Source organism: Streptococcus sp. CCH5-D3 (assembly GCF_001556435.1).
GTDB lineage: Bacteria > Bacillota > Bacilli > Lactobacillales > Streptococcaceae > Streptococcus.
Map to the genome: position 1 here is coordinate 28,686 of NZ_LSIW01000058.1, position 18,885 is coordinate 47,570.

Annotated in this window: 26 protein-coding genes and 1 other RNA gene; 7 read left to right on the plus strand and 20 right to left on the minus strand. The window is 40.2% G+C overall.

Features of this window, described 5'->3' with window-relative positions:
- Positions 1-36 precede the first annotated feature (36 nt).
- Positions 37-1,059 carry an NAD(P)H-dependent glycerol-3-phosphate dehydrogenase gene (locus AX662_RS02885; RefSeq protein ID WP_060971571.1) on the plus strand — a complete coding sequence of 341 codons (1,023 nt, stop codon included), beginning with the start codon at positions 37-39 and terminating at the stop codon, positions 1,057-1,059.
- 17 nt (positions 1,060-1,076) lie between these two features.
- On the plus strand, positions 1,077-1,991 hold the full coding sequence (gene galU, locus AX662_RS02890) for a UTP--glucose-1-phosphate uridylyltransferase GalU (RefSeq protein ID WP_060971572.1): 915 nt from the start codon (positions 1,077-1,079) through the stop codon (positions 1,989-1,991).
- 45 nt (positions 1,992-2,036) lie between these two features.
- On the opposite strand, the gene AX662_RS02895 is transcribed toward galU, so the two are convergent.
- The 7 genes from AX662_RS02895 to ffs all read right to left on the minus strand — a co-directional run bounded on the left by AX662_RS02895 (position 2,037) and on the right by ffs (position 7,096).
- A complete protein-coding gene (locus tag AX662_RS02895) occupies positions 2,037-2,711 on the minus strand; it encodes a rhomboid family intramembrane serine protease (protein ID WP_037600090.1) in 675 nt (224 codons plus the stop codon).
- Entirely contained in the window at positions 2,702-3,229 is a 528-nt protein-coding gene (locus AX662_RS02900; protein WP_060971573.1) for a 5-formyltetrahydrofolate cyclo-ligase, read from the minus strand. Before AX662_RS02900 ends, AX662_RS02895 begins: the two co-directional genes overlap by 10 nt.
- A 68-nt stretch (positions 3,230-3,297) precedes the next feature.
- Positions 3,298-4,431 carry an N-acetyldiaminopimelate deacetylase gene (locus AX662_RS02905; protein ID WP_060971574.1) on the minus strand — a complete coding sequence of 378 codons (1,134 nt, stop codon included), beginning with the start codon at positions 4,429-4,431 and terminating at the stop codon, positions 3,298-3,300.
- A 75-nt stretch (positions 4,432-4,506) separates the two neighbouring features.
- On the minus strand, positions 4,507-5,205 hold the full coding sequence (gene dapD, locus AX662_RS02910) for a 2,3,4,5-tetrahydropyridine-2,6-dicarboxylate N-acetyltransferase (RefSeq protein WP_060971575.1): 699 nt from the start codon (positions 5,203-5,205) through the stop codon (positions 4,507-4,509).
- Positions 5,206-5,290: 85 nt separating this feature from the next.
- Positions 5,291-6,043 (minus strand): HAD family hydrolase, encoded by a 753-nt coding sequence (locus AX662_RS02915; RefSeq protein ID WP_060971576.1) that lies wholly within the window; start codon positions 6,041-6,043, stop codon positions 5,291-5,293.
- Positions 6,044-6,156: 113 nt separating this feature from the next.
- Complete coding sequence (locus tag AX662_RS02920; RefSeq protein ID WP_060971577.1) at positions 6,157-6,996, minus strand: methyltransferase domain-containing protein; 840 nt, start codon at positions 6,994-6,996, stop codon at positions 6,157-6,159.
- A gap of 14 nt (positions 6,997-7,010) precedes the next feature.
- Positions 7,011-7,096: signal recognition particle sRNA small type (gene ffs / locus AX662_RS02925), an RNA gene on the minus strand.
- Positions 7,097-7,417: 321 nt separating this feature from the next.
- On the opposite strand from ffs, the gene AX662_RS02930 reads away from it, so the two are divergent.
- Genes AX662_RS02930 through AX662_RS11085 form a run of 3 tightly spaced genes read left to right on the plus strand, consistent with a single transcriptional unit; the run spans position 7,418 to position 8,066 of the window.
- Positions 7,418-7,576, plus strand: coding sequence for a class IIb bacteriocin, lactobin A/cerein 7B family (locus AX662_RS02930; protein ID WP_060971578.1), 159 nt, complete (start codon positions 7,418-7,420; stop codon positions 7,574-7,576).
- Positions 7,577-7,596: 20 nt separating this feature from the next.
- Positions 7,597-7,764, plus strand: a complete 168-nt coding sequence (locus AX662_RS02935; protein ID WP_060971579.1) for a class IIb bacteriocin, lactobin A/cerein 7B family — start codon at positions 7,597-7,599, stop codon at positions 7,762-7,764.
- A gap of 47 nt (positions 7,765-7,811) precedes the next feature.
- Positions 7,812-8,066 (plus strand): hypothetical protein, encoded by a 255-nt coding sequence (locus AX662_RS11085; protein WP_002892006.1) that lies wholly within the window; start codon positions 7,812-7,814, stop codon positions 8,064-8,066.
- 85 nt (positions 8,067-8,151) lie between these two features.
- Here AX662_RS11085 and tadA read toward each other — a convergent pair whose 3' ends face one another.
- The 8 genes from tadA to AX662_RS02980 all read right to left on the minus strand — a co-directional run bounded on the left by tadA (position 8,152) and on the right by AX662_RS02980 (position 13,249).
- Positions 8,152-8,670, minus strand: coding sequence for a tRNA adenosine(34) deaminase TadA (gene tadA / locus AX662_RS02945; RefSeq protein ID WP_060971580.1), 519 nt, complete (start codon positions 8,668-8,670; stop codon positions 8,152-8,154).
- 768 nt (positions 8,671-9,438) lie between these two features.
- Positions 9,439-9,831, minus strand: a complete 393-nt coding sequence (locus AX662_RS02950) for a single-stranded DNA-binding protein (RefSeq protein ID WP_002885697.1) — start codon at positions 9,829-9,831, stop codon at positions 9,439-9,441.
- A gap of 228 nt (positions 9,832-10,059) precedes the next feature.
- Positions 10,060-10,287 (minus strand): sulfurtransferase TusA family protein, encoded by a 228-nt coding sequence (locus AX662_RS02955; RefSeq protein WP_003095911.1) that lies wholly within the window; start codon positions 10,285-10,287, stop codon positions 10,060-10,062.
- A 14-nt stretch (positions 10,288-10,301) separates the two neighbouring features.
- The gene (locus tag AX662_RS02960) at positions 10,302-11,333 is read right to left on the minus strand and encodes a YeeE/YedE family protein (protein ID WP_060971581.1); all 1,032 of its coding nucleotides are present in this window, start codon (positions 11,331-11,333) and stop codon (positions 10,302-10,304) included.
- A gap of 137 nt (positions 11,334-11,470) precedes the next feature.
- Complete coding sequence (gene ytpR / locus AX662_RS02965) at positions 11,471-12,094, minus strand: YtpR family tRNA-binding protein (RefSeq protein WP_060971582.1); 624 nt, start codon at positions 12,092-12,094, stop codon at positions 11,471-11,473.
- A gap of 31 nt (positions 12,095-12,125) precedes the next feature.
- Positions 12,126-12,650 carry a hypothetical protein gene (locus AX662_RS02970; protein WP_060971583.1) on the minus strand — a complete coding sequence of 175 codons (525 nt, stop codon included), beginning with the start codon at positions 12,648-12,650 and terminating at the stop codon, positions 12,126-12,128.
- 3 nt (positions 12,651-12,653) lie between these two features.
- A complete protein-coding gene (locus tag AX662_RS02975; protein ID WP_002887006.1) occupies positions 12,654-12,968 on the minus strand; it encodes a thioredoxin family protein in 315 nt (104 codons plus the stop codon).
- Complete coding sequence (locus AX662_RS02980) at positions 12,965-13,249, minus strand: DUF4651 domain-containing protein (protein WP_060971584.1); 285 nt, start codon at positions 13,247-13,249, stop codon at positions 12,965-12,967. The genes AX662_RS02975 and AX662_RS02980 overlap by 4 nt, the downstream gene beginning before the upstream one ends.
- Before the next feature lie 99 nt (positions 13,250-13,348).
- Here AX662_RS02980 and pepA point away from each other — a divergent pair, with 99 nt between their 5' ends.
- Both pepA and proC read left to right on the plus strand, forming a co-directional pair.
- Positions 13,349-14,416 (plus strand): glutamyl aminopeptidase, encoded by a 1,068-nt coding sequence (gene pepA, locus AX662_RS02985; protein ID WP_060971585.1) that lies wholly within the window; start codon positions 13,349-13,351, stop codon positions 14,414-14,416.
- A 15-nt stretch (positions 14,417-14,431) separates the two neighbouring features.
- The gene (gene proC / locus AX662_RS02990) at positions 14,432-15,202 is read left to right on the plus strand and encodes a pyrroline-5-carboxylate reductase (protein ID WP_060971586.1); all 771 of its coding nucleotides are present in this window, start codon (positions 14,432-14,434) and stop codon (positions 15,200-15,202) included.
- A 26-nt stretch (positions 15,203-15,228) separates the two neighbouring features.
- Here proC and AX662_RS02995 read toward each other — a convergent pair whose 3' ends face one another.
- The 5 genes from AX662_RS02995 to AX662_RS03015 form a co-directional block, all read right to left on the minus strand.
- On the minus strand, positions 15,229-15,891 hold the full coding sequence (locus tag AX662_RS02995; RefSeq protein ID WP_060971587.1) for a CPBP family intramembrane glutamic endopeptidase: 663 nt from the start codon (positions 15,889-15,891) through the stop codon (positions 15,229-15,231).
- A 112-nt stretch (positions 15,892-16,003) separates the two neighbouring features.
- The gene (locus AX662_RS03000) at positions 16,004-16,450 is read right to left on the minus strand and encodes a hypothetical protein (RefSeq protein WP_060971588.1); all 447 of its coding nucleotides are present in this window, start codon (positions 16,448-16,450) and stop codon (positions 16,004-16,006) included.
- Positions 16,451-16,523: 73 nt separating this feature from the next.
- On the minus strand, positions 16,524-17,180 hold the full coding sequence (locus AX662_RS03005; protein ID WP_060971589.1) for a CPBP family intramembrane glutamic endopeptidase: 657 nt from the start codon (positions 17,178-17,180) through the stop codon (positions 16,524-16,526).
- 11 nt (positions 17,181-17,191) lie between these two features.
- Positions 17,192-17,389, minus strand: a complete 198-nt coding sequence (locus tag AX662_RS03010; protein ID WP_002885716.1) for a helix-turn-helix transcriptional regulator — start codon at positions 17,387-17,389, stop codon at positions 17,192-17,194.
- A gap of 250 nt (positions 17,390-17,639) precedes the next feature.
- Positions 17,640-18,833 carry an acetate kinase gene (locus AX662_RS03015; RefSeq protein WP_002885831.1) on the minus strand — a complete coding sequence of 398 codons (1,194 nt, stop codon included), beginning with the start codon at positions 18,831-18,833 and terminating at the stop codon, positions 17,640-17,642.
- Between the last annotated feature and the right edge of the window lie 52 nt (positions 18,834-18,885).

An 18,885-nucleotide genomic window follows, 5' to 3' on the forward strand; every position in this document is an offset into this window, starting at 1 on the left:
TACTTTGTTAGAAAGGACCTAAAGGGAGACCTAATGATGAAAAAACAAAAAATCGCTGTCTTGGGCCCTGGTTCATGGGGAACTGCCCTTGCTCAGGTACTCAACGACAACGGACACGAGGTCCGTATTTGGGGAAACATCCCTGAACAAATTGATGAAATTAACGAGAAACACACCAACACCCGCTACTTCAAGGATGTGGTTTTGGATGAAAACATTAAAGCCTACAAGGAACTGTCTGAAGCCCTAGATAGTGTCGACGCTGTTCTCTTTGTTGTTCCAACCAAGGTTACTCGCTTAGTTGCTAAACAAGTTGCCGAACTTTTGGACCACAAAGTCGTTGTCATGCATGCTTCAAAAGGATTGGAACCCGGAACACACGAACGTCTTTCAACAATCCTTGAAGAAGAGATTCCTGAGGAACTTCGCAGTGACATTGTTGTCGTATCTGGTCCAAGCCACGCTGAAGAAACTATCGTTCGCGATATCACTTTGATTACAGCAGCATCTAAGGATCTTGAAGTGGCACGCTATGTCCAAGGCATTTTCAGTAATAACTACTTCCGCCTCTACACCAATTCAGATGTGATTGGTGTTGAAACAGCTGGTGCTCTTAAAAACATTATCGCGGTAGGTGCAGGTGCCCTCCACGGTATGGGATATGGGGACAATGCTAAGGCAGCCGTTATTACTCGTGGACTTGCAGAAATTACTCGTCTTGGTGTGAAACTCGGTGCCGATCCTTTGACTTACAGCGGTCTATCTGGGGTTGGTGACCTTATTGTTACAGGAACTTCTATCCATTCACGTAACTGGCGTGCCGGGGATGCGCTCGGTCGTGGTGAAAAACTAGAAAACATTGAACGTAACATGGGAATGGTTATCGAAGGTATTTCAACCACAAAGGTTGCCTACGAAATCGCCCAAGAACTCGGTGTCTACATGCCAATTACAACAGCAATCTACAAATCTATCTATGAGGGTGCTGATATCAAGGAATCTATTCTCAATATGATGTCCAATGAATTGCGCTCTGAAAATGAATGGGATAAAAAATAAAAATCTAAGGAGTTCTCATGAAAAATCAAAAAGTTAGAAAAGCTATCATCCCCGCTGCAGGACTCGGAACACGCTTTTTACCAGCTACTAAGGCCTTGGCCAAAGAAATGTTGCCAATCGTTGACAAGCCAACCATCCAATTTATCGTTGAAGAAGCCCTCAAATCAGGTATTGAAGATATCTTGGTGGTTACTGGTAAGTCAAAACGTTCTATCGAAGACCACTTTGATTCAAACTTCGAGTTAGAATACAACTTGGAACAAAAAGGTAAGACAGACTTGTTGAAATTGGTTAATGACACCACTGCTATCAACCTCCACTTTATCCGTCAAAGCCATCCGCGTGGTCTTGGAGATGCAGTTCTTCAAGCCAAAGCATTTGTCGGAAATGAGCCATTTGTTGTCATGCTTGGTGACGACCTCATGGATATCACTAATGACAAAGCAGTACCTTTGACTAAGCAGCTCATTAACGACTATGAGGAAACACATGCATCAACCATTGCAGTTATGCCTGTACCTCACGAAGAAGTTTCTTCATATGGTGTCATCGCCCCTCAAGGCAAAGGCGAAAATGGACGTTATAGCGTTGAAACTTTCGTTGAAAAACCAAATCCAGAAGATGCACCAAGTGATCTTGCTATCATCGGACGTTACCTTCTAACACCTGAAATTTTCGGTATTTTGGAAACTCAAAAACCAGGTGCTGGAAACGAAGTCCAACTGACTGATGCCATCGATACACTTAACAAGACACAACGCGTCTTTGCTCGCGAATTTACTGGAAACCGTTATGATGTCGGTGACAAATTCGGATTCATGAGAACGTCTATCGATTACGCACTTAAACATCCTCAAGTTAAAGATGACCTCAAGCAATACCTCATTGACTTGGGCCACAAACTTGAAGGCAAAGCAGCTAAAAAAGACTAAAATAAAATCCATCGAACATAACATTCGATGGATTTTTCATATGACTTAAAAATAAGTGAATCCTAGAAGAATCAGCAATAGTAAAATATAGGTTAAAAGAGCTGTAGAACGCCAACCTCTACTAAATAAGCGACTTTCAACCTTGTTCGCCAAAAAGATAGCGGCAAGAGCACCTCCAACTAAACCACCGAGATGGCCTGTAATCCCAACACTAGGTGTAAAAAGGTTGAAGATTAAGTTAATAACAATCAAAGCCAAATAATTACGGCCTAACTGATTAAGCAAGGGGCTGTGACTGTAATAACCAAGAATCACAACAGCCGCAAAAAGTCCAAACAAGGATGTCGAAGCACCAGCTGCAATAACATTAGGCGTAAAAAGTAAGGTAAAGGCATTGCCCATAACACCAGCTAACAAATAAAGCCCTAGAAAACGTGGAGTCCCAAAAATCTGCTCAGCCATTTTCCCCATAAAGTAAAGAGCAAGCATATTAAATAGAAAATGCTCAACACCTATATGCACAAAAATTGGTGTTACAAGACGCCAAAGGTTCAAGGGACTGTACTGAACAAACGCACCGTACATAGCTCCCATCTTAAAAAGGCTCAAAGGCGAAGTCGCTTGAAAGCCGTTTAAAAGATATTGACAGATAAAAGTCAACGTCGTAAGCCCCAACAATAGATAGGTTGCTGGGTATTTTTTCCACTCATTTACTGGCATGTGACGACCTCCTTAACAGGAATATCATAGCTGTCTGGTTGAAAATCATGTTTCTGGCAAGGATAAACCGTACTAACTGTATCCCCTTCAAAATCAGACAAATAGCGGTCATAGTAACCTGCTCCGTAACCAATGCGATAGCCTTCATCATTGAAAACTACTCCTGGCACATGAATCAAATCAATCTCTGATTTTTCCACAGCCAAATCAGACGCAGGTTCCATCAAGCCAAAAGAGGTAGCAACAAGATTATCTGGATCATAATCCACAAAAATCATTCGACCTTGTTTATATGTTTTAGGAATCAAAAGTCGTTTACCATCCTTTAAAGCCTGATTGATTAAAAGACTGGTATCATATTCATGAGGAAAAGACAAATAAGTCGCAATCACCTGAGCCTCTTTATAAGCAGGTAAGGCAATCAATTGCTCCAAAAGATGTTTATCTATCTTAGCCTTAGTCTCAGGTTCTTGTGAAGTTAATTGAGCCAAGACTGTTTTTCTAAGTTCATTTTTCATAGGTTTATCATATCAAAAAATCTACCAAAAGTCAGACTTGGTAGATTTTTTAGCTTTATCGACTCTGATTAGGCTTCTGCCTTGTGTTTAAGGAATTTTCCAATTTCAGCCACTGCAAAAGCGAGGGCATCTTCGTTTGGACTCATCTTAGGATGGTGAAGTGCATATGGTGTGTCGATTCCCAACCAGAACATGACACCAGGAACCTTACTAAGCAAATAACCAAAATCCTCTCCAGTCATAGCCGGTGGACAATCGATCAGGTTAACTTCTGGGCTAGCATCAAAGAAGGCCATCAACTCTTTGGCCAAGACTGGATTATTTTCCACAGGAAGATAACCACCTTGTTTCAACATGATATCCACTTCCATACCAAAGCTAGCTGCTACACCTTCTGCAATCTGGCGCACACGCTTCTGGATAAGGAGACTCATTTCCTGAGTAAGGGTACGAATAGTTCCATAAACCTCTGCAGTTTCAGCGATAACATTATTAGTAGTTCCTGCATGGAAAGAACCAAAGGTAACTACCCCACCCTGAATAGGGTCAACATTACGACTGACAATCGTTTGCACTTGAGTAATAAAGTAAGAAGCTGCTACAAGAGCATCATTGGCCTCATGTGGAAAGGCCGCATGTCCACCTTTCCCCTTGAAAGTAACGAGGACTTCACAAGTCCCAGCAAAAAGGGTACTTGTGTTAGTCGCAATATCACCTACCTTGAAATCTGGACGGACGTGGAGGCCATAGAACTCATCTGGCAACCAATCTCCAAAGGCACCATCTTCATACATAAGCATACCACCAGCTTCATTTTCTTCGGCTGGTTGGAAGAGGAAGAGCATGTTATTTTTAGGCTGTACTTGAAGCATCTGGTCCAAAAGACCAAGTGCTGTGGTCATGTGCATATCGTGTCCACAAGCATGCATACGACCTTCATGAGTGGACTTAAAGTCAAGATCTGTTTCCTCTACGATTGGGAGGCCATCAATATCTGTACGCCAACCAATGGTTTTTTCAGGAGCATGCCCGTGAAGATAGACAAGAATTCCTGTACGCCAAGTACGTTGCTCCACAAAGTCCTTACCTTCAGTCATTCCAGCAATACGCTCTAAGAGATAAGCCTGAGTTTTAAATTCTTCCAAACCAATTTCAGGAATTTGGTGAAGGTCTCGTCTGATTTTAATTAAATCAAGTGTCATGTTTTATCCTTTTTATTGTCTTATTTTATAGAGAATCTAGAAATAGAGGCCTTACAGGCCTCTACTATCAATATGTTACAAGTTACGCAAAGCGTCTTCGAGTGCTGTTTTTTGTTGTGTTTTTTCATCGATTTCCTTAATAATGCGAGCTGGAACACCAGCTACAACCACATTTTCAGGGACATCTTGAGTAACGATAGCTCCAGCAGCAACGACTGAACCGTTACCAACTTGAACACCTTCAATAACAACAGCATTAGCACCAACAAGAACGTTGTCACCGATACGAACTGGATCTGCTGAAGCTGGTTCAATCACACCAGCAAGGACCGCACCCGCACCGATGTGGCTGTTTTTACCAACAGTAGCACGACCACCAAGGATGGCGCCCATATCAATCATAGTACCAGCACCAATTTCAGCACCGATGTTGATAACAGCACCCATCATAACGACAGCATTATCTTCGATAGTTACTTGGTCACGGATAATAGCGCCTGGTTCGATACGCGCATTAAGGTGACGTTTATCCAGCAATGGAACAGCTGAGTTACGGCCATCTTGTTCCACAACATAGTCCTTGTTTTCAGTCAAGTTTGCAAGAAGTGGTTCGATATCTTTCCAGTCTCCGAAAAGAACATTACCAAGTTTAGTGACAGAAGCTGGAACAACAGTTGCCAATTCCCCTTCAAAAGTTACTTTAACATTCGTTTTCTTTTCAGCATTACCGATAAAAGCGATAATTTCTTGTGCAGACATTTTTTGTGCAGTCATGAGATTCTCCATTCACATAAAGTTAGGAATTATTATACCAAAAATTCTGATAATTGTCTTTGCTTTTGCCAAATAGAGTGTATTTTTATGTAAAATTTGTCTTTAGAGCCTCTATGTCAGTAATCACTCGATCTGGTTTGATTGGGGAATTCTCCAACTCTCGACGAGAATAAGGGAAGGTATTCAGCAAGATACCATCGATCCCAACTGCCTCAGCCACAGCAATATCAGTCGTCAGGTCATTTCCCACCATGACAGTCTCAGATGGCTTTAACCCATGATCATCCAAAACTTGCTTTAAAAATTCAGGTTGAGGCTTACAGATACCCACATCCGAAGACAGGTAAATGGCATCAAAGTAAGGTCTTAACTCCATTAAGTCAATCTCAGCATTAGTAAAGGCTGCTTGAGCATTAGACAAGAGATAAAGACGACAGCCCTGCTCTTTTAGAAAGGTCAAAACCTCCTTGGTATGCGGATAAGCTAACAACTGCTTACGAGATAAGACGCGAAATACCATAGCTATCAGTTGGCCCCAATCTTCTGGCTGATTATGGCAACTAGACTGAGACCGCCCATCTACATAAAGCTGGTTGAAAATGTGAGCTAAATCAACCTCTGGATAACCAACTCCTTTAATCTCTATTAACTCCTTACGAGTCTGAGCCACACGCTTAGCATAAGATTTTTTAAGACCTTCACCCTTATAATCCGCCCCATAAGCTTGGTAAAGTTGGGCTAATTTATCCCATAACATAGGATCCTTCTCATCGGTTAGGATATCAACCAAGGTACCATAGAAATCAAAAATGTAGTTCTTATAGGCTCTATTTTTCATCACTTTTTACCCATTACTGAAACTTTCTTACTCATTGCTCCCATCATACACCTTTTAGGAAGACCAAACAAGCTAACTGAGATATTTTCCCATCAAAAAAATCCCAACGACTGTTAGGATTGCTTATCATCTCTAATACGACCAATCAGCAGCTCTCCCGCAACGGTTAATTGCGTCACTGATGTCAAGTCCAAAGTATCCTTATTGGCATGGAAGAAAAGAGGTGTCATCTCAGCAAATGTTTGAACATGCTCTGATGGCATAGACCAAGTCTTAGCAATCGTCACACGCTCCAAAAGCTCACAAGACTCTTGAAAATGTTCCAGAACATCCTGGTTAGAATAAGCCTGCGTCTCCGGTAACAGTTGACGAAACTCTTTAAGATGATCTTCGTGAGGAATAACCTTGAAAATCAAGCCCTGATCAGACAAAAGTCTTCCAAATTCTTGATAATTAGCTGGTGAAAAGATATCTAAAATGACATCGATACTGTGTTCACGTAAGGGCAATTGAGCCAAATCACCAACGAACCAAGCTACGTTTTTCTGAGGATTTTGACGTGCCGCAAGAAGGATTGAATCCTTAGACAAGTCAAAGGCCATGAAATCCTTGTCAAACTCTTGAGCCAACTGACGGCTATAATAGCCTTCACCACAGGCAACATCTAACACGTGCGAGTGTCCAGGAAGGTCACGCAAGCGCTCTGAAATCACCTTCAGGATAGGATCGTAATAGCCTGCTGCTAAAATCTGACTCCTCTTTTCAAAAGAAGCCATATCATAGTGCTTATCTCCCTTAGTCTGTCTTAAAAAATTGACAAAGCCCTGCTTAGCTATATTAAAGGTATGCCTATTCTGACAAACCAAGCTAGACAAATCCAAATGCATTGGCACCTGACAGATTGGACAAGCAAAAAGGCTCTCTTGATTTTTAAAAACACTAAATTTGGCCATAAATCCTCCTTAACACAAAAAAAGAGCACACACCTGAAATCGCTTAGGGCTGCTGGATTCCTCCCCTGACCCGCTTCACGCACAGATGTTGCTCCGAAAAATATTATACCATAAATCGAAGTGATTGCAAGTAGAGAACTTACGATAAGACTAGCTAGACCTATCCCCTATCAATCCCCTTTGTTTCCTCCCGTTAGTATAAGCTTTGGTAAAGTATAAAACTTACCATAGTGACATTTATGTCACTACTTTTTTATTTCTCGACGCCTTATAATAAATCCATAGCTTGAGGGAAGCTCCATAAGCCAGTGACATGACTGATTTTATTGAAAGGAGAAGTCATGTTTAACATATCACTTAACTCGCGGTGAGAGGGTATGAGATTTAAAAATTCACCAAAAATAAAAAAAGGAGAATGACAATGATTAACAAAGAAATGAACACCACTGATCTAGCTACAGTAACAGGAGGCGGATGGAAGACCAACCTTGCCATTGGAGGGCTCTGCCTAGCTTCAGGACCTATTGGAACTATGATTTGCCTTGGTGCCTACAACGGCTACATGGACTCTGCACGATAAAAAGAAAGGATATATGAACAATGACTAAGACAATTAACAATCGTAAACACATGACTACTCAAGAACTTGAAGCTATATCAGGTGGAGTGGTTCCCTGGGTGGCTATTTCTGTTGGCATGGCTGCTGCAAAACTGACTTATGACCTTAGCTATACTGCGGGTAAATCTTTCTATAACCTCACCCACTAACTAACAGAACTCACCTGATATCTCAAAGATTTTGAGGATGATAACTCATGAAACATACCATAAATCGAACAAATGATACTACTACTAATCAATCACCTAAAATGAATAACTATTTACTCGTAAAAATAGCTTTAGCTGGAATTATCAGTAGCCTACTTCTGATACTCCTAATCAACCTTATCTTTCATATACGATTAGGAACACCAATTATTGATACTAATTTGAAGTCCGCTTTTGGTACTCTGATTCTCTTTATGCCTATTTTTCTTCTAACAAGAGAGAAAGAAAAAAATAAAGCATAGAAAGAGTGACTTAAACTGTCTTCAGGAAAACAAAAATACTCATCTTCCATTAAAAATGCAAGTCCAAAGGGACTTGCACTTTTGTTTACATATCTTGCATTGTTTCCAATTTAGCCAATCGTTTGGCTTCTTTTTTGCGTTCACGACTCTGGCGGAAGAAGTCTTGCATAATCTTAGCACACTCCTCCTCCATGATACCGGTCTCTACTTCTACGCGATGATTGAGACGCTCGTCTCGTAGGATATCGTAGAGGCTGCCCGCACCACCAAACTTTTGATTGCTTGCTCCATAGATAACTTTAGGAATACGAGCCAGGCCGATGGCCCCACTACACATGACACAGGGTTCAATGGTCACAAAGAGGGTACAATCTAACAAACGCCAATTGCCCTCGGTCCTATTAGCCTCCTGAATAGCCATGACCTCCGCATGCATAATAGCTTGATTGAGCTCCTCACGTGCATTGTGCCCACGACCGATGACTTCGCCATCTTTAACGATGACACAGCCAATTGGGATTTCTGCTTTATCTAGAGATTTTTCGGCCTCCTTAAGAGCTTCAGACATAAAAAAGTCTTTCTCTTCTTGGGTAAAATCAAGCATTAGTATCACTCCCGTTCCAAGATTTGCGAGATATTATCTCGCTTAGTCCTTCTATTATAGCATAAGAAAATCAATACCAAAGATCACCATTTTAAAGGACACAAAAAAAGCTAAGACGAATCATCCTAGCTTCAAACACATTAGTCTGGTGAGTCTTAGGAATCACACCAATGTGTTCCCCCAAGGCTAGACGAAAAGTCAACGACCGCTTAACATCCTAAATCATATGTCAGTCGGAGTGTCATAGTCAATTGTCTGTGAAATCAATTATGGACCTGTGGCCTCACAACGATAAACAAAAATGCAACTGTCTCAAACAATTGCAAGGATAGCGTTATAGTTGTGATATTTCACACTTTCCTTCCAAACAAATAATGCCTACTATAAAAGTAACTTTTATAGCTTTTTCCTTACCCACCTATAGTTTATCATGAAACCTCTATCATTTAATTTAAAAATCGGTAATAAAACAATGATATAGATTAGAAACAACTGTTAATTGTATTCATTGTTTTGAATATTTCGCTTAACATTTAAAATGTTGATATATCAGCATTTTAGGGATTCTTAAACTATTTTTTCTAGTCTATCTACACTATTAAACACCTACCATCCTAAGTCTTATCTAATTTTACTGTTTATTAGTCTAACAAGTGTTTAATGTTTTATCTCCAACAATTCTTCAAAACAAGGTATGGAACAAGATAATGATTTTTTAGAGAGGTTGCTTCAAAGATAGGAGACCTAGATAGCTAGTCAAAGGATAAACTAAAAGGGAAGTTCTTCTTCCAAGACGAGGTCAGCCAAGTCATTATCAGGATTATTTTCCCTAACAGCACGCTGAGCACGACTCTCCAGAAGTTGGAAAGAGGAACAAAGCACTTCAGTAACATAATGGGTTTGACCATCCTTATCGTACTTACGGGTACGAAGCTCCCCATCAAGAGAAATTAAACTCCCCTTGCTAGCATAAGATGCTAAGGTCTCAGCCAAACGCCCCCAGACAACCACTGTAATAAAGTCAGCCTCACGCTCACCATTTTGCGTCTTATAGCGACGATTAACCGCAACTGTGACACGTGTAAAAGACCTATCACTAGCAGTTTTTACCATTTCAGGAGTCGCCGTCAAACGTCCAATTAAAATAACTTTGTTATACATTTTTTTACCTCCACCTATCTATTCGTAAGCGGAAGTAAAAAATAGATTATTTTAAATAGCTTTACAGATTTCTTTGAGAGTATCCTTACTAATACTCCAATCTACATAAGCAAATTGTCCTAATATTCCTAGTAAATAGGAGACTATTACTTTTCTAGTAATACTGCTCTCTCAGATATTTTCATAACAGCAGTTGAATGTTAAATTTTCTCTACTCGTTTAGCTAGCTCAACGTTTTTGAACCACAATTTCCCATGAAGCAGGACCGACTTGTTCAAAGCGCGTCACAGGATAATCATTATCTGCAGCCCAGTTTGGTATACTTTCCGTTGCTTGCGTACAATCGAAAGCTATCAACAACTCATCACCTGTAGCTAATTCAGCCATTTTTTTCTTCGCATCAATCAATGGGAATGGACATACCAATCCACCCGTTTCAAGTTTTATCAAAGCCATATGATATTCTCCTCTTAATTTTTGTTGGGTTTTACAAAGATAATATAGGAAGCCGTCCAAACACCTAAAATAGTCACTGGTAAAGCAATCCATCCCTTACTAGAAAAAATTGCTGTAGCTGTTAAACCATTACCAATCGTACAACCACCAGCCCATGAAGCACCGATTCCCATAAAAATACCCCCTAGTGTGCTCTTACCGATGGTTGACAAGTCTGGCAAGCGCCAACGAAACTCTCGAGAACCCTTTGCAGCAAGAAAGGAACCAAGAAAAATCCCCAATACAAGAAAAACACCCCAACCAAGCTGTTTACTATCTCCTGTAATAATATAACTAATTAGATGTGCTGAGGGAGTTGTAATCCCTAGCCCTCCAACACGACCCGTCAACTGACTAGCAGGCCAAGCAATAAAAGCAACAAGACCTATTAGAAGTCCTGCAAAATATTTATGGTAAGTTTTCTCAAAAAGATAGTGTCTCACTCCCTTATATTTTGATGGAAGCGAAGCAATCTGACGTCTGGGCTTACGTAACTCTCGAATGACAACAAAACTTGTTATAGCTACTAAGAAAACAAGAAAATACCAAACCGGAACTCCTAATTGACCAGCTAAATCATCATTAATTACCCATCGCTTGGCTATTAATTGATTCAAAGGAACAAGAAATCCTGATTTCATAGCTGCTGCACTTGTCATATAAAAGAATAGTGCAACCCAACTACCTAGGAGACCTTCACCGGCACGATACCACGTTCCTGTGGCACATCCCCCAGCAAGAACAATTCCAATACCAAATAGATAGGAGCCCACAATTGCTCCTAACACGGAAAATTCTTCATAAGGGTTTCCAATAATACCTAATTTAACCAGGGAAAGTACTCCTATACTTTCTACTGTGATTGCAATAAGAAAAGCGTAAAATAATGTATTATTACGTGCAATGTACATGTCTCGGAAACCACCAGTCAAGCAGAAACGAGTTCGTTGCAAAATGAATCCAAATATCAGACCAATGAGCCCACCAGAAAGAACAGTTGTAAGCATAAGTACCTCCTAAAATAAATGTTGATTACATTTTAAAAAAAATATTGTAACTTGCATAATCTTTCTTTTTTATGATTGGCTATAAACTTTCTTTATGACAAACAAAAAAACGGCTTATTTACCGTTTCTTGTCTTATTTACCCTTTCCAGTGTTTGGCTGGATCAAAAGCCTCACCAACTACTGCTGAATCATCAAGTTCAATAATACCACGTTTTTGTGGAGCATTTGGAAGGGCCAACTCACGTGGGGCACACATCATTCCATAGCTATCTTCACCACGAAGTTTACCTGGGAAGATAAGGGCACCGCTAGGCATCATAGCACCAGGGAGAGCTACGATGGTTTTAAGACCAAGCGCTGCGTTTGGTGCTCCTGCAACGATTTGGACCTTTTTATCACCGATGTTCACTTGACAGATGTTAAGGTGGTCACTGTCTGGATGTGCAACCATTTTATCAATTTGTCCAACCACAAAGACTGGTCCTTGTGTGTTTTCCAAACGCTCTTCAAAGCCCTCTTTAGCCAATTCCTCGTTCAAAACAGCTACATCTTGGTCTGACAAGAAAACTTGACCGTTACCTTCGATATCAATGAGGCTTGATGCTTCAAAAATATTCCAAGCAAGAGTCTTGCCTGTTTCATCAGCTGTGACACGCGCCACCTTACCTTTACGTTCTACGCTACGTTTGATGTCTTTAGTATCTTCCAAGATAACCAACAAAACGTCGCCAACTTGTTCCTTATTGTATGCAAAAATCATGGGTTCTCCTTCAATAGTTCTTTTATAGATTTTAAAATCGACTGACATGCCAAGAATCGTCATTACTACCATAGCGATAACTAATCTTGTCAATTTTCCAGTCACTCTCTGTTAATTTTACGATAAATTGTTTATGGTACCAAAAATCATTCCCATAGGAAAATTCGAGAAACATCTTAGCCTTACTCTTCATAATAAACTTAACTCGACAGGGCTCTAACACAAAATCATAGGTGCCTGGAGAACCAAAAGAAGCTGAAAAACCTCTTTTATAACAGCTATCAGTCAAGTAATTTTGAGCTAAAGGAGTCAACTTCACTTTAAATTCATCAAATAACTCCATTTCTCCAGAAATAGTCTGATGTGTAGGAAGATTATTTTCCTTTTTGTAGGTGTTTATTTCTTGGTGTTTTAGGAAGATATCACTTTCAATTTTGGAATGCTCTACTAAAACTTGGCATAATTCTTCGATGATCCTCTCATTTTTTTCTGTCAGATACTTTTCTTTGGTTTCTGAAATATCAAAAGAGATGTTAGGAAAGTGATTTATTTTCATCTTTTAAATCTCCGACAAAAAGGCATTGATTTCTTCTTTGGTTTTACGAGCTTTATTGACCAAGCGTCCCAATTCCTGACCTTTCTGAGTCACGACAAAACTTGGGATACCAAAAATATTCCAAGTTTGTGCCAAAGCCATATAATCATCACGATTAACACGCACAAAGGTCATATCTGGATGGAGGGCTTCAATTTCAGGCATAACGGGATAAATGAACTGACAGTCTGGACACCAATCGGCAGTGAAAAAGAAAACCACCTTTTGATCACTTTCAACATAGCTTGCCAGTTCTTCAAGATTCTTAGGAATAATCATGCCTGCTCCTCCTCATAGGTCAAGATATCCTCTGCATAAACAAAGCTATAGGCACGTCCATCCTCTAAGACGATACCTCCTGTAAGCCCTGGATTTTCCTTTTCAGTGGGATTTGTATAAAGGACTGCGATAGTCCCCAGGTGTGATAATTCTTGTCTAATATCTTGGATTAATGCAGCCTTCTTCATTTCTGCACGTGACTGTCTATATTTCTCTGCCATTGCCAAGAGACCTAAAGCTCCTACGCCTCCAGCAAACAAGGCCAATGTTTTACGTTTCATATGAAACATTTTACCATATTTTTAGATGAATGGGGAGAGGCTACCTATCTCTTAAGAATCGTGCTAAAATAGTAACAAGTACTACTCAAGGAGGATTTTATGACTACCCTATTTGACAAGATTAAAGAAGTAACCGAACTCAGTGCCACTTCAGGATTTGAGGCACCAGTACGAGACTACCTTCGTAAAAACATCACGCCACTCGTAGATGAGGTCCAAACAGATGGTCTCGGTGGTATTTTCGGTATCAAGCATAGCCAAGCAGAAAATGCCCCTAAGGTGCTCGTGGCTGCCCACATGGACGAAGTTGGGTTTATGATTAAGGAAATCAAGGCAGACGGGACTTTCCGTGTCGTCGAACTTGGTGGTTGGAACCCACTGGTTGTCAGCTCACAACGCTTTACCCTACACACCCGTTATGGTCATGTTTATCCTGTTATCTCAGGTTCGGTGCCACCTCATTTCTTACGTGCTAGTGGAGGGGCTTCAAGTCTTCCTAGTGTTTCTGATATCGTCTTTGATGCTGGTTTTGCCAACCAAGAAGAGGCTAATGCCTACGGTGTTTTCCCTGGTGATGTCATCATTCCTGAATCAGAAACGATTCTCACAGCCAATCAAAAGAATGTCATTTCTAAAGCTTGGGACAACCGTTATGGTGTTCTCATGATTCGTGAACTCTTGGAAAACGTTAAAGATCAAGAACTCAATAATACTCTAATTGCTGGTGCCAACGTTCAAGAAGAAGTTGGTTTACGTGGTGCCCATGTTTCTACCACTAAATTTGATCCTGAGGTTTTCTTTGCAGTGGACTGTTCTCCTGCAGGTGATATCTATGGTAATCAAGGTAAGGTAGGTGATGGTACCCTTATTCGTTTCTTCGACCCAGGTCACATCATGTTGCCAAATATGAAAGATTTCCTTTTAACTACAGCTGAAGAAGCTGGTATCAAATACCAATACTACTGTGCTGCGGGCGGAACAGATGCTGGTGCCGCTCACTTGCAGAATGCTGGTGTCCCATCAACAACTATCGGTGTTTGTGCCCGTTACATTCACTCGCACCAAACCCTTTATGCGATGGATGACTTCCTAGAGGCACAAGCCTTCTTACAAGCGATTGTTAAGAAGTTGGATCGTTCAACAGTAGATTTGATTAAAAACTACTAAGACAAGGAGTAACCCATGATTATTGGTTTTATTGGCGTTGGAAAGATGGCGACAGCCATTATCAACGGCCTAAATACAAGCTCACATCGTATCATTATTTCAGGGTCTTCCTTGGCTCGTTCACGCCAAATTGCAGAGGAACTAGAGGTTGAAGCTGCTGCTTCCCATCAAGAATTGTTGGATAATGCTGACTTAGTCATTCTTGGCATCAAACCTCAAATGTTTGATAAGGTACTAACTGGCCTCAAATTCCATCAACCTATCATGAGTATGGCTGCTGGAGTAACCTTGGAACGCCTCGCTTCACTCACCAGTCCAGACCTTCCTCTCATTCGTATCATGCCTAACCTTAACGCTCAGATTCTCAAGAGCACTACTGGTCTTTGCACCAACGATAAAGTATCTGAGGACCTTTTGGCAGTTGCCAAGGAAATCACAGATAGTTTTGGAACTACTGTTGAATTGGCTGAGAAGGACTTTGATACCTTCACTGCCCTAGCTGGCTCTAGTCCGGCCTATATCGCCCTCTTTATCGAGGCTCTGGCTAAGGCTGGCGTCAAAAATGGCCTAAGTAAGCAGGTCGCTCTGACCATTGCCACACAGACGGTTCTAGCTACCGCTGAAAATCTCAGTCTTGGTAACGACAGCCCACATGATCTTATTGACAAGGTCTGTAGCCCTGGTGGGACCACTATCGCTGGTCTCATGGACCTTGAGCGTACAGGTCTCACCCATAGTGTTGTTTCAAGTATTGATACAACCATTGCTAAAGCTAAAAAACTATAAGAAAAAAGCTCGGAATCTTCCGAGCTTTATTTGATATATGGTGCTAACAATTGTAGGAGTAACATCATTGAAACCGCAATACTATTGTTAATCATATGAGCCATGATACAGTACTCTAACTTTTGACACTTACGATATACTGTCCCAAGGACAAACCCCATACCTGCATATACAATCCAAACACCGATGCTATTAGGCATATGAGCAAGACCAAAGAGTAAGCTACTCAAAATCAAGCCAACAATAGAATCTGGATTAAAGACACGTCCCATGAGGATCCCTCGAAAAACCAACTCTTCCACAATCGGTGCCATAATTACCGTAAACGTTATGAGAACAAAGGGATTCATATGGATGTTTTCTATGGTTGCCTGATTGGTGCTGTTACTGACACCTTCCATCATCATGACCATTGCACCAATCCTAGTAACAATGTAAATACCTAGGTAGGTCAAGCCAATCATCCCCCAGGCATTTAGGGAAGAAAGTGTCTTGAAGCCCTCAAGAAGACCCAAGCGTTTTCCCAAGAAAAGAGCTCCTGCGCTCTTGAGAAGTAAGAGAAAAACTAAGAGAGAGACCAAACTTGCATCTTTGACACCTAAATAGATGGTTGGACCTTGAATAATAATTAGTATTAAGAAAGCTAGTAACAAATAGAGAAAGCGTTTGAGAATTGACCCTTTGTTCATGAGAAGCCACCTCTTTTCATCATTTATTTGTATCTTTATTATAATACAACGCAACTCATTTGACAAGATAATAAAAGCACGAAAGGTGAATTTTTCAAGATAATATAGGTTCTTATCCTATTTTAGATAGAATGAGACGAATAAGGGCAAATCCCAATACTAAGCCATAGAGCAAGATAGATAAGACTGTAACATAGGGCAACTGAATATTGACAAAGGCATATAGGGCGATTAAAGCAAAGATAAGCAAAAACTCTAGAATCAGAGTTGCGACTGCTGACGCCATTAAAATCTGTTTATTTCGCTCATCGTAAGCTACAATATACATCCGATGAAGACGTTTTGGATGGGTAAGTGTCGCAAAATAATAGATTGACAAGACATAAACCCCAATGGTAAGTCCCAATACTAAACCTAGAGCATAATCACTAAGACTGTTAGAGCGAACAACAAACAATCCCAAAACACCCAAAGACAAAAGAGAGCAGGCTACTCGTGTAATATATTTCTTAAATTCGGCCTCTGTTTTTCTATTTCCTAATAACATTTTTATTAACATACCCTAATTCTCCCTTCATTATCCTTTAAAAGAGCAATATACATTTTTTCAATGATAACCTTAAACATTCACCTTAAACGAAAAGACTGAGTAGTACAACTATGCTATTGTTTAAAATATGAACACCCATACTGTACTCGATATGGTTAGTCTTATAATATGTTATCGCAAGACCAGCTGACATAATACCATAGATGATAATTGTCTGAAGCGTAAATGCTGAGTGACCGGCCATAAAGAGAAAACTGGAAATAACAAGACCCGTCTTAAAGTATTTTCCAAAGAGCACCTTGGCTAAGAGGCCCCTAAAAATGATTTCTTCCATAATCGGAATAATAAAACCGGCGACTACTAGGTAAAGATAGAATGGTACGTGAATAAATATCTTATTTAAAGCATCTTGATTTTCCATAGTCGCATTGTGTGTTAACTGACCAACAAAATACCCTAGAAGATCACCTAGGAAAAAGATGACGAGATTAAGAGAAGCAATCGCAACGAGACGTCTCCAATTAATCTCTTTAAGCGATAAGAGTTTAAATCTATAAGCAATCACGATAAAAATAGCCAAACTCCCTAATGCCCAAACACCGTAACCTATTTGCTCCACAAGTGAAAACTTACCATCCTGAGTAAGTAGCGGGAAAGCACCTAATAGTGTTAAATCTAAGATTAGTAGAGTGAGCGCTAAAACAATAACACCAATTTTCTTCATTACTTGTTTAAACATATCTTTTCTCCTTAATCTTCCTCAAAAATAAAGACTTCTTCAATAGTCTTTCCAAAATACCTAGCAATTTTAAAAGCTAGTTCCAACGACGCATTATAGCGACCTTTTTCGAGTGAAATGATGGTCTGCCTCGTGACTCCCATCTCATCTGCTAACTCTGCCTGACTAATCTTATTAGCCTTACGAAGTTCCTGAATTTTTGTTTCCATGTGGTACCTCAATCTTATCGTTTATTCTCAAATAGTTAAACTCCTTACTTTTCTTTATTAAGTTTACTTTACATATATAGTATAGTTTACTTTACATTTTTTGTAAAGTCTATTTTACATTTTTTGTGAAGTTTTCTTTACTTATTGAATTACACATTTATAGACATAGGCGAATGATTCTGTCAGAGCATTCAAAAAAGCTGGCCAATCACTCAGCCAACTTTTCTGGTCTTATCAAATTTTTGATAACTTATTTAGTTTTAAGGCGCTCAACATCACGCGCAATCACCAACTCTTCATCTGTTGGGATAACAAATACTTTAACAGCTGACTCTGCTGTTGTAATGTCGCCTACATGTCCAAAGACATTCTTTTCAGGATCCACTTCAATACCAAACCAAGTGAGACCATCCAAGACTGAAGCACGAACTTCTGCAGAGTTTTCACCAATACCTGCTGTAAAGACGATAGCATCCGCTCCGTTCAACACACCGAAGTATTGAGCAATGTATTTACGCAAACGATCCACATAAAGATCATAGGCCAAGGCACATTTTTCATCGCCAGCATTCTTACCAGCAATGATATCACGCATATCACTTGATTTTTCAGAAATACCAAGAAGACCTGATTCCTTATTAAAGACGTGACGGATACGCTCAGCATCTGCCATTTCAGGCTCACGGTCGATAACAAATGGAATAATCGCAGGGTCAAGATCCCCAGTACGTGTTCCCATCATAACGCCACCAAGTGGTGTCAACCCCATTGACGTGTCTACTGATTTACCACCATCAACGGCAGTAATTGAAACACCATTTCCCACATGGGCTGTGATAATCTTAGTTTCTTCAATTGGCTTACCTAACAACTTAGCTGCTTCTTGAGAAACATATTGGTGGCTAGTTCCGTGTGCTCCATACTTACGGACTTGGTAGTCTGTATAGTAACGATTAGGCACTGGATAACGGTAGGCCACTTCCGGCATAGACGTATGGAAGGCTGTATCAAAAACAGCAACACTCGTAATATCTGGGAGGAGCTCCTTAAAGGCCCGAATCCCTGAAGCTGCACCTGGATTGTGCAAAGGTGCTAAGGCTGACAATTCTTCAATCTTAGCCAAGGCATCTTCATCCACCAAGCTTGATTCTTTGAAATATTCTCCACCAGCAACCACACGGTGACCAACACCTGTAATTTCATCATAGCTCTTGATAATATCAAAACGAATCAAATCATCAAGCAAGATTTTTACTGCCTGAACATGATCAGCAATATCTAGGGTTTGCGATTCTGAACGGTCATCAAATTTTACTGTTGAAACAGAATCTTTCAAGCCGATACGTTCAATCAAACCCTTAGCAAGAACAACTTCATCTGGCATCTCATATAGTTGCCATTTCAAGCTTGAGCTTCCTGCATTAATTGCTATTGTTTTTGTCATAAGCCACCTCTTTGTAAAACGCTTTCAATAATATAGTCCTATTCTAACATGT

Excerpts from the sequence above, each read along its gene's own strand:
- AX662_RS02885 (WP_060971571.1), top strand. The coding sequence starts at position 37 with ATGAAAAAACAAAAAATCGCTGTCTTGGGCCCTGGTTCATGGGGAACT.
- galU (WP_060971572.1), top strand. The coding sequence starts at position 1,077 with ATGAAAAATCAAAAAGTTAGAAAAGCTATCATCCCCGCTGCAGGACTC.
- AX662_RS02895 (WP_037600090.1), bottom strand. The coding sequence starts at position 2,711 with ATGCCAGTAAATGAGTGGAAAAAATACCCAGCAACCTATCTATTGTTG.
- AX662_RS02900 (WP_060971573.1), bottom strand. The coding sequence starts at position 3,229 with ATGAAAAATGAACTTAGAAAAACAGTCTTGGCTCAATTAACTTCACAA.
- AX662_RS02905 (WP_060971574.1), bottom strand. The coding sequence starts at position 4,431 with ATGACACTTGATTTAATTAAAATCAGACGAGACCTTCACCAAATTCCT.
- dapD (WP_060971575.1), bottom strand. The coding sequence starts at position 5,205 with ATGACTGCACAAAAAATGTCTGCACAAGAAATTATCGCTTTTATCGGT.
- AX662_RS02915 (WP_060971576.1), bottom strand. The coding sequence starts at position 6,043 with ATGAAAAATAGAGCCTATAAGAACTACATTTTTGATTTCTATGGTACC.
- AX662_RS02920 (WP_060971577.1), bottom strand. The coding sequence starts at position 6,996 with ATGGCCAAATTTAGTGTTTTTAAAAATCAAGAGAGCCTTTTTGCTTGT.
- AX662_RS02930 (WP_060971578.1), top strand. The coding sequence starts at position 7,418 with ATGATTAACAAAGAAATGAACACCACTGATCTAGCTACAGTAACAGGA.
- AX662_RS02935 (WP_060971579.1), top strand. The coding sequence starts at position 7,597 with ATGACTAAGACAATTAACAATCGTAAACACATGACTACTCAAGAACTT.
- AX662_RS11085 (WP_002892006.1), top strand. The coding sequence starts at position 7,812 with ATGAAACATACCATAAATCGAACAAATGATACTACTACTAATCAATCA.
- tadA (WP_060971580.1), bottom strand. The coding sequence starts at position 8,670 with ATGCTTGATTTTACCCAAGAAGAGAAAGACTTTTTTATGTCTGAAGCT.
- AX662_RS02950 (WP_002885697.1), bottom strand. The coding sequence starts at position 9,831 with ATGTATAACAAAGTTATTTTAATTGGACGTTTGACGGCGACTCCTGAA.
- AX662_RS02955 (WP_003095911.1), bottom strand. The coding sequence starts at position 10,287 with ATGGCTTTGATAAAACTTGAAACGGGTGGATTGGTATGTCCATTCCCA.
- AX662_RS02960 (WP_060971581.1), bottom strand. The coding sequence starts at position 11,333 with ATGCTTACAACTGTTCTTTCTGGTGGGCTCATTGGTCTGATATTTGGA.
- ytpR (WP_060971582.1), bottom strand. The coding sequence starts at position 12,094 with ATGATTTTTGCATACAATAAGGAACAAGTTGGCGACGTTTTGTTGGTT.
- AX662_RS02970 (WP_060971583.1), bottom strand. The coding sequence starts at position 12,650 with ATGAAAATAAATCACTTTCCTAACATCTCTTTTGATATTTCAGAAACC.
- AX662_RS02975 (WP_002887006.1), bottom strand. The coding sequence starts at position 12,968 with ATGATTATTCCTAAGAATCTTGAAGAACTGGCAAGCTATGTTGAAAGT.
- AX662_RS02980 (WP_060971584.1), bottom strand. The coding sequence starts at position 13,249 with ATGAAACGTAAAACATTGGCCTTGTTTGCTGGAGGCGTAGGAGCTTTA.
- pepA (WP_060971585.1), top strand. The coding sequence starts at position 13,349 with ATGACTACCCTATTTGACAAGATTAAAGAAGTAACCGAACTCAGTGCC.
- proC (WP_060971586.1), top strand. The coding sequence starts at position 14,432 with ATGATTATTGGTTTTATTGGCGTTGGAAAGATGGCGACAGCCATTATC.
- AX662_RS02995 (WP_060971587.1), bottom strand. The coding sequence starts at position 15,891 with ATGAACAAAGGGTCAATTCTCAAACGCTTTCTCTATTTGTTACTAGCT.
- AX662_RS03000 (WP_060971588.1), bottom strand. The coding sequence starts at position 16,450 with ATGTTAATAAAAATGTTATTAGGAAATAGAAAAACAGAGGCCGAATTT.
- AX662_RS03005 (WP_060971589.1), bottom strand. The coding sequence starts at position 17,180 with ATGTTTAAACAAGTAATGAAGAAAATTGGTGTTATTGTTTTAGCGCTC.
- AX662_RS03010 (WP_002885716.1), bottom strand. The coding sequence starts at position 17,389 with ATGGAAACAAAAATTCAGGAACTTCGTAAGGCTAATAAGATTAGTCAG.
- AX662_RS03015 (WP_002885831.1), bottom strand. The coding sequence starts at position 18,833 with ATGACAAAAACAATAGCAATTAATGCAGGAAGCTCAAGCTTGAAATGG.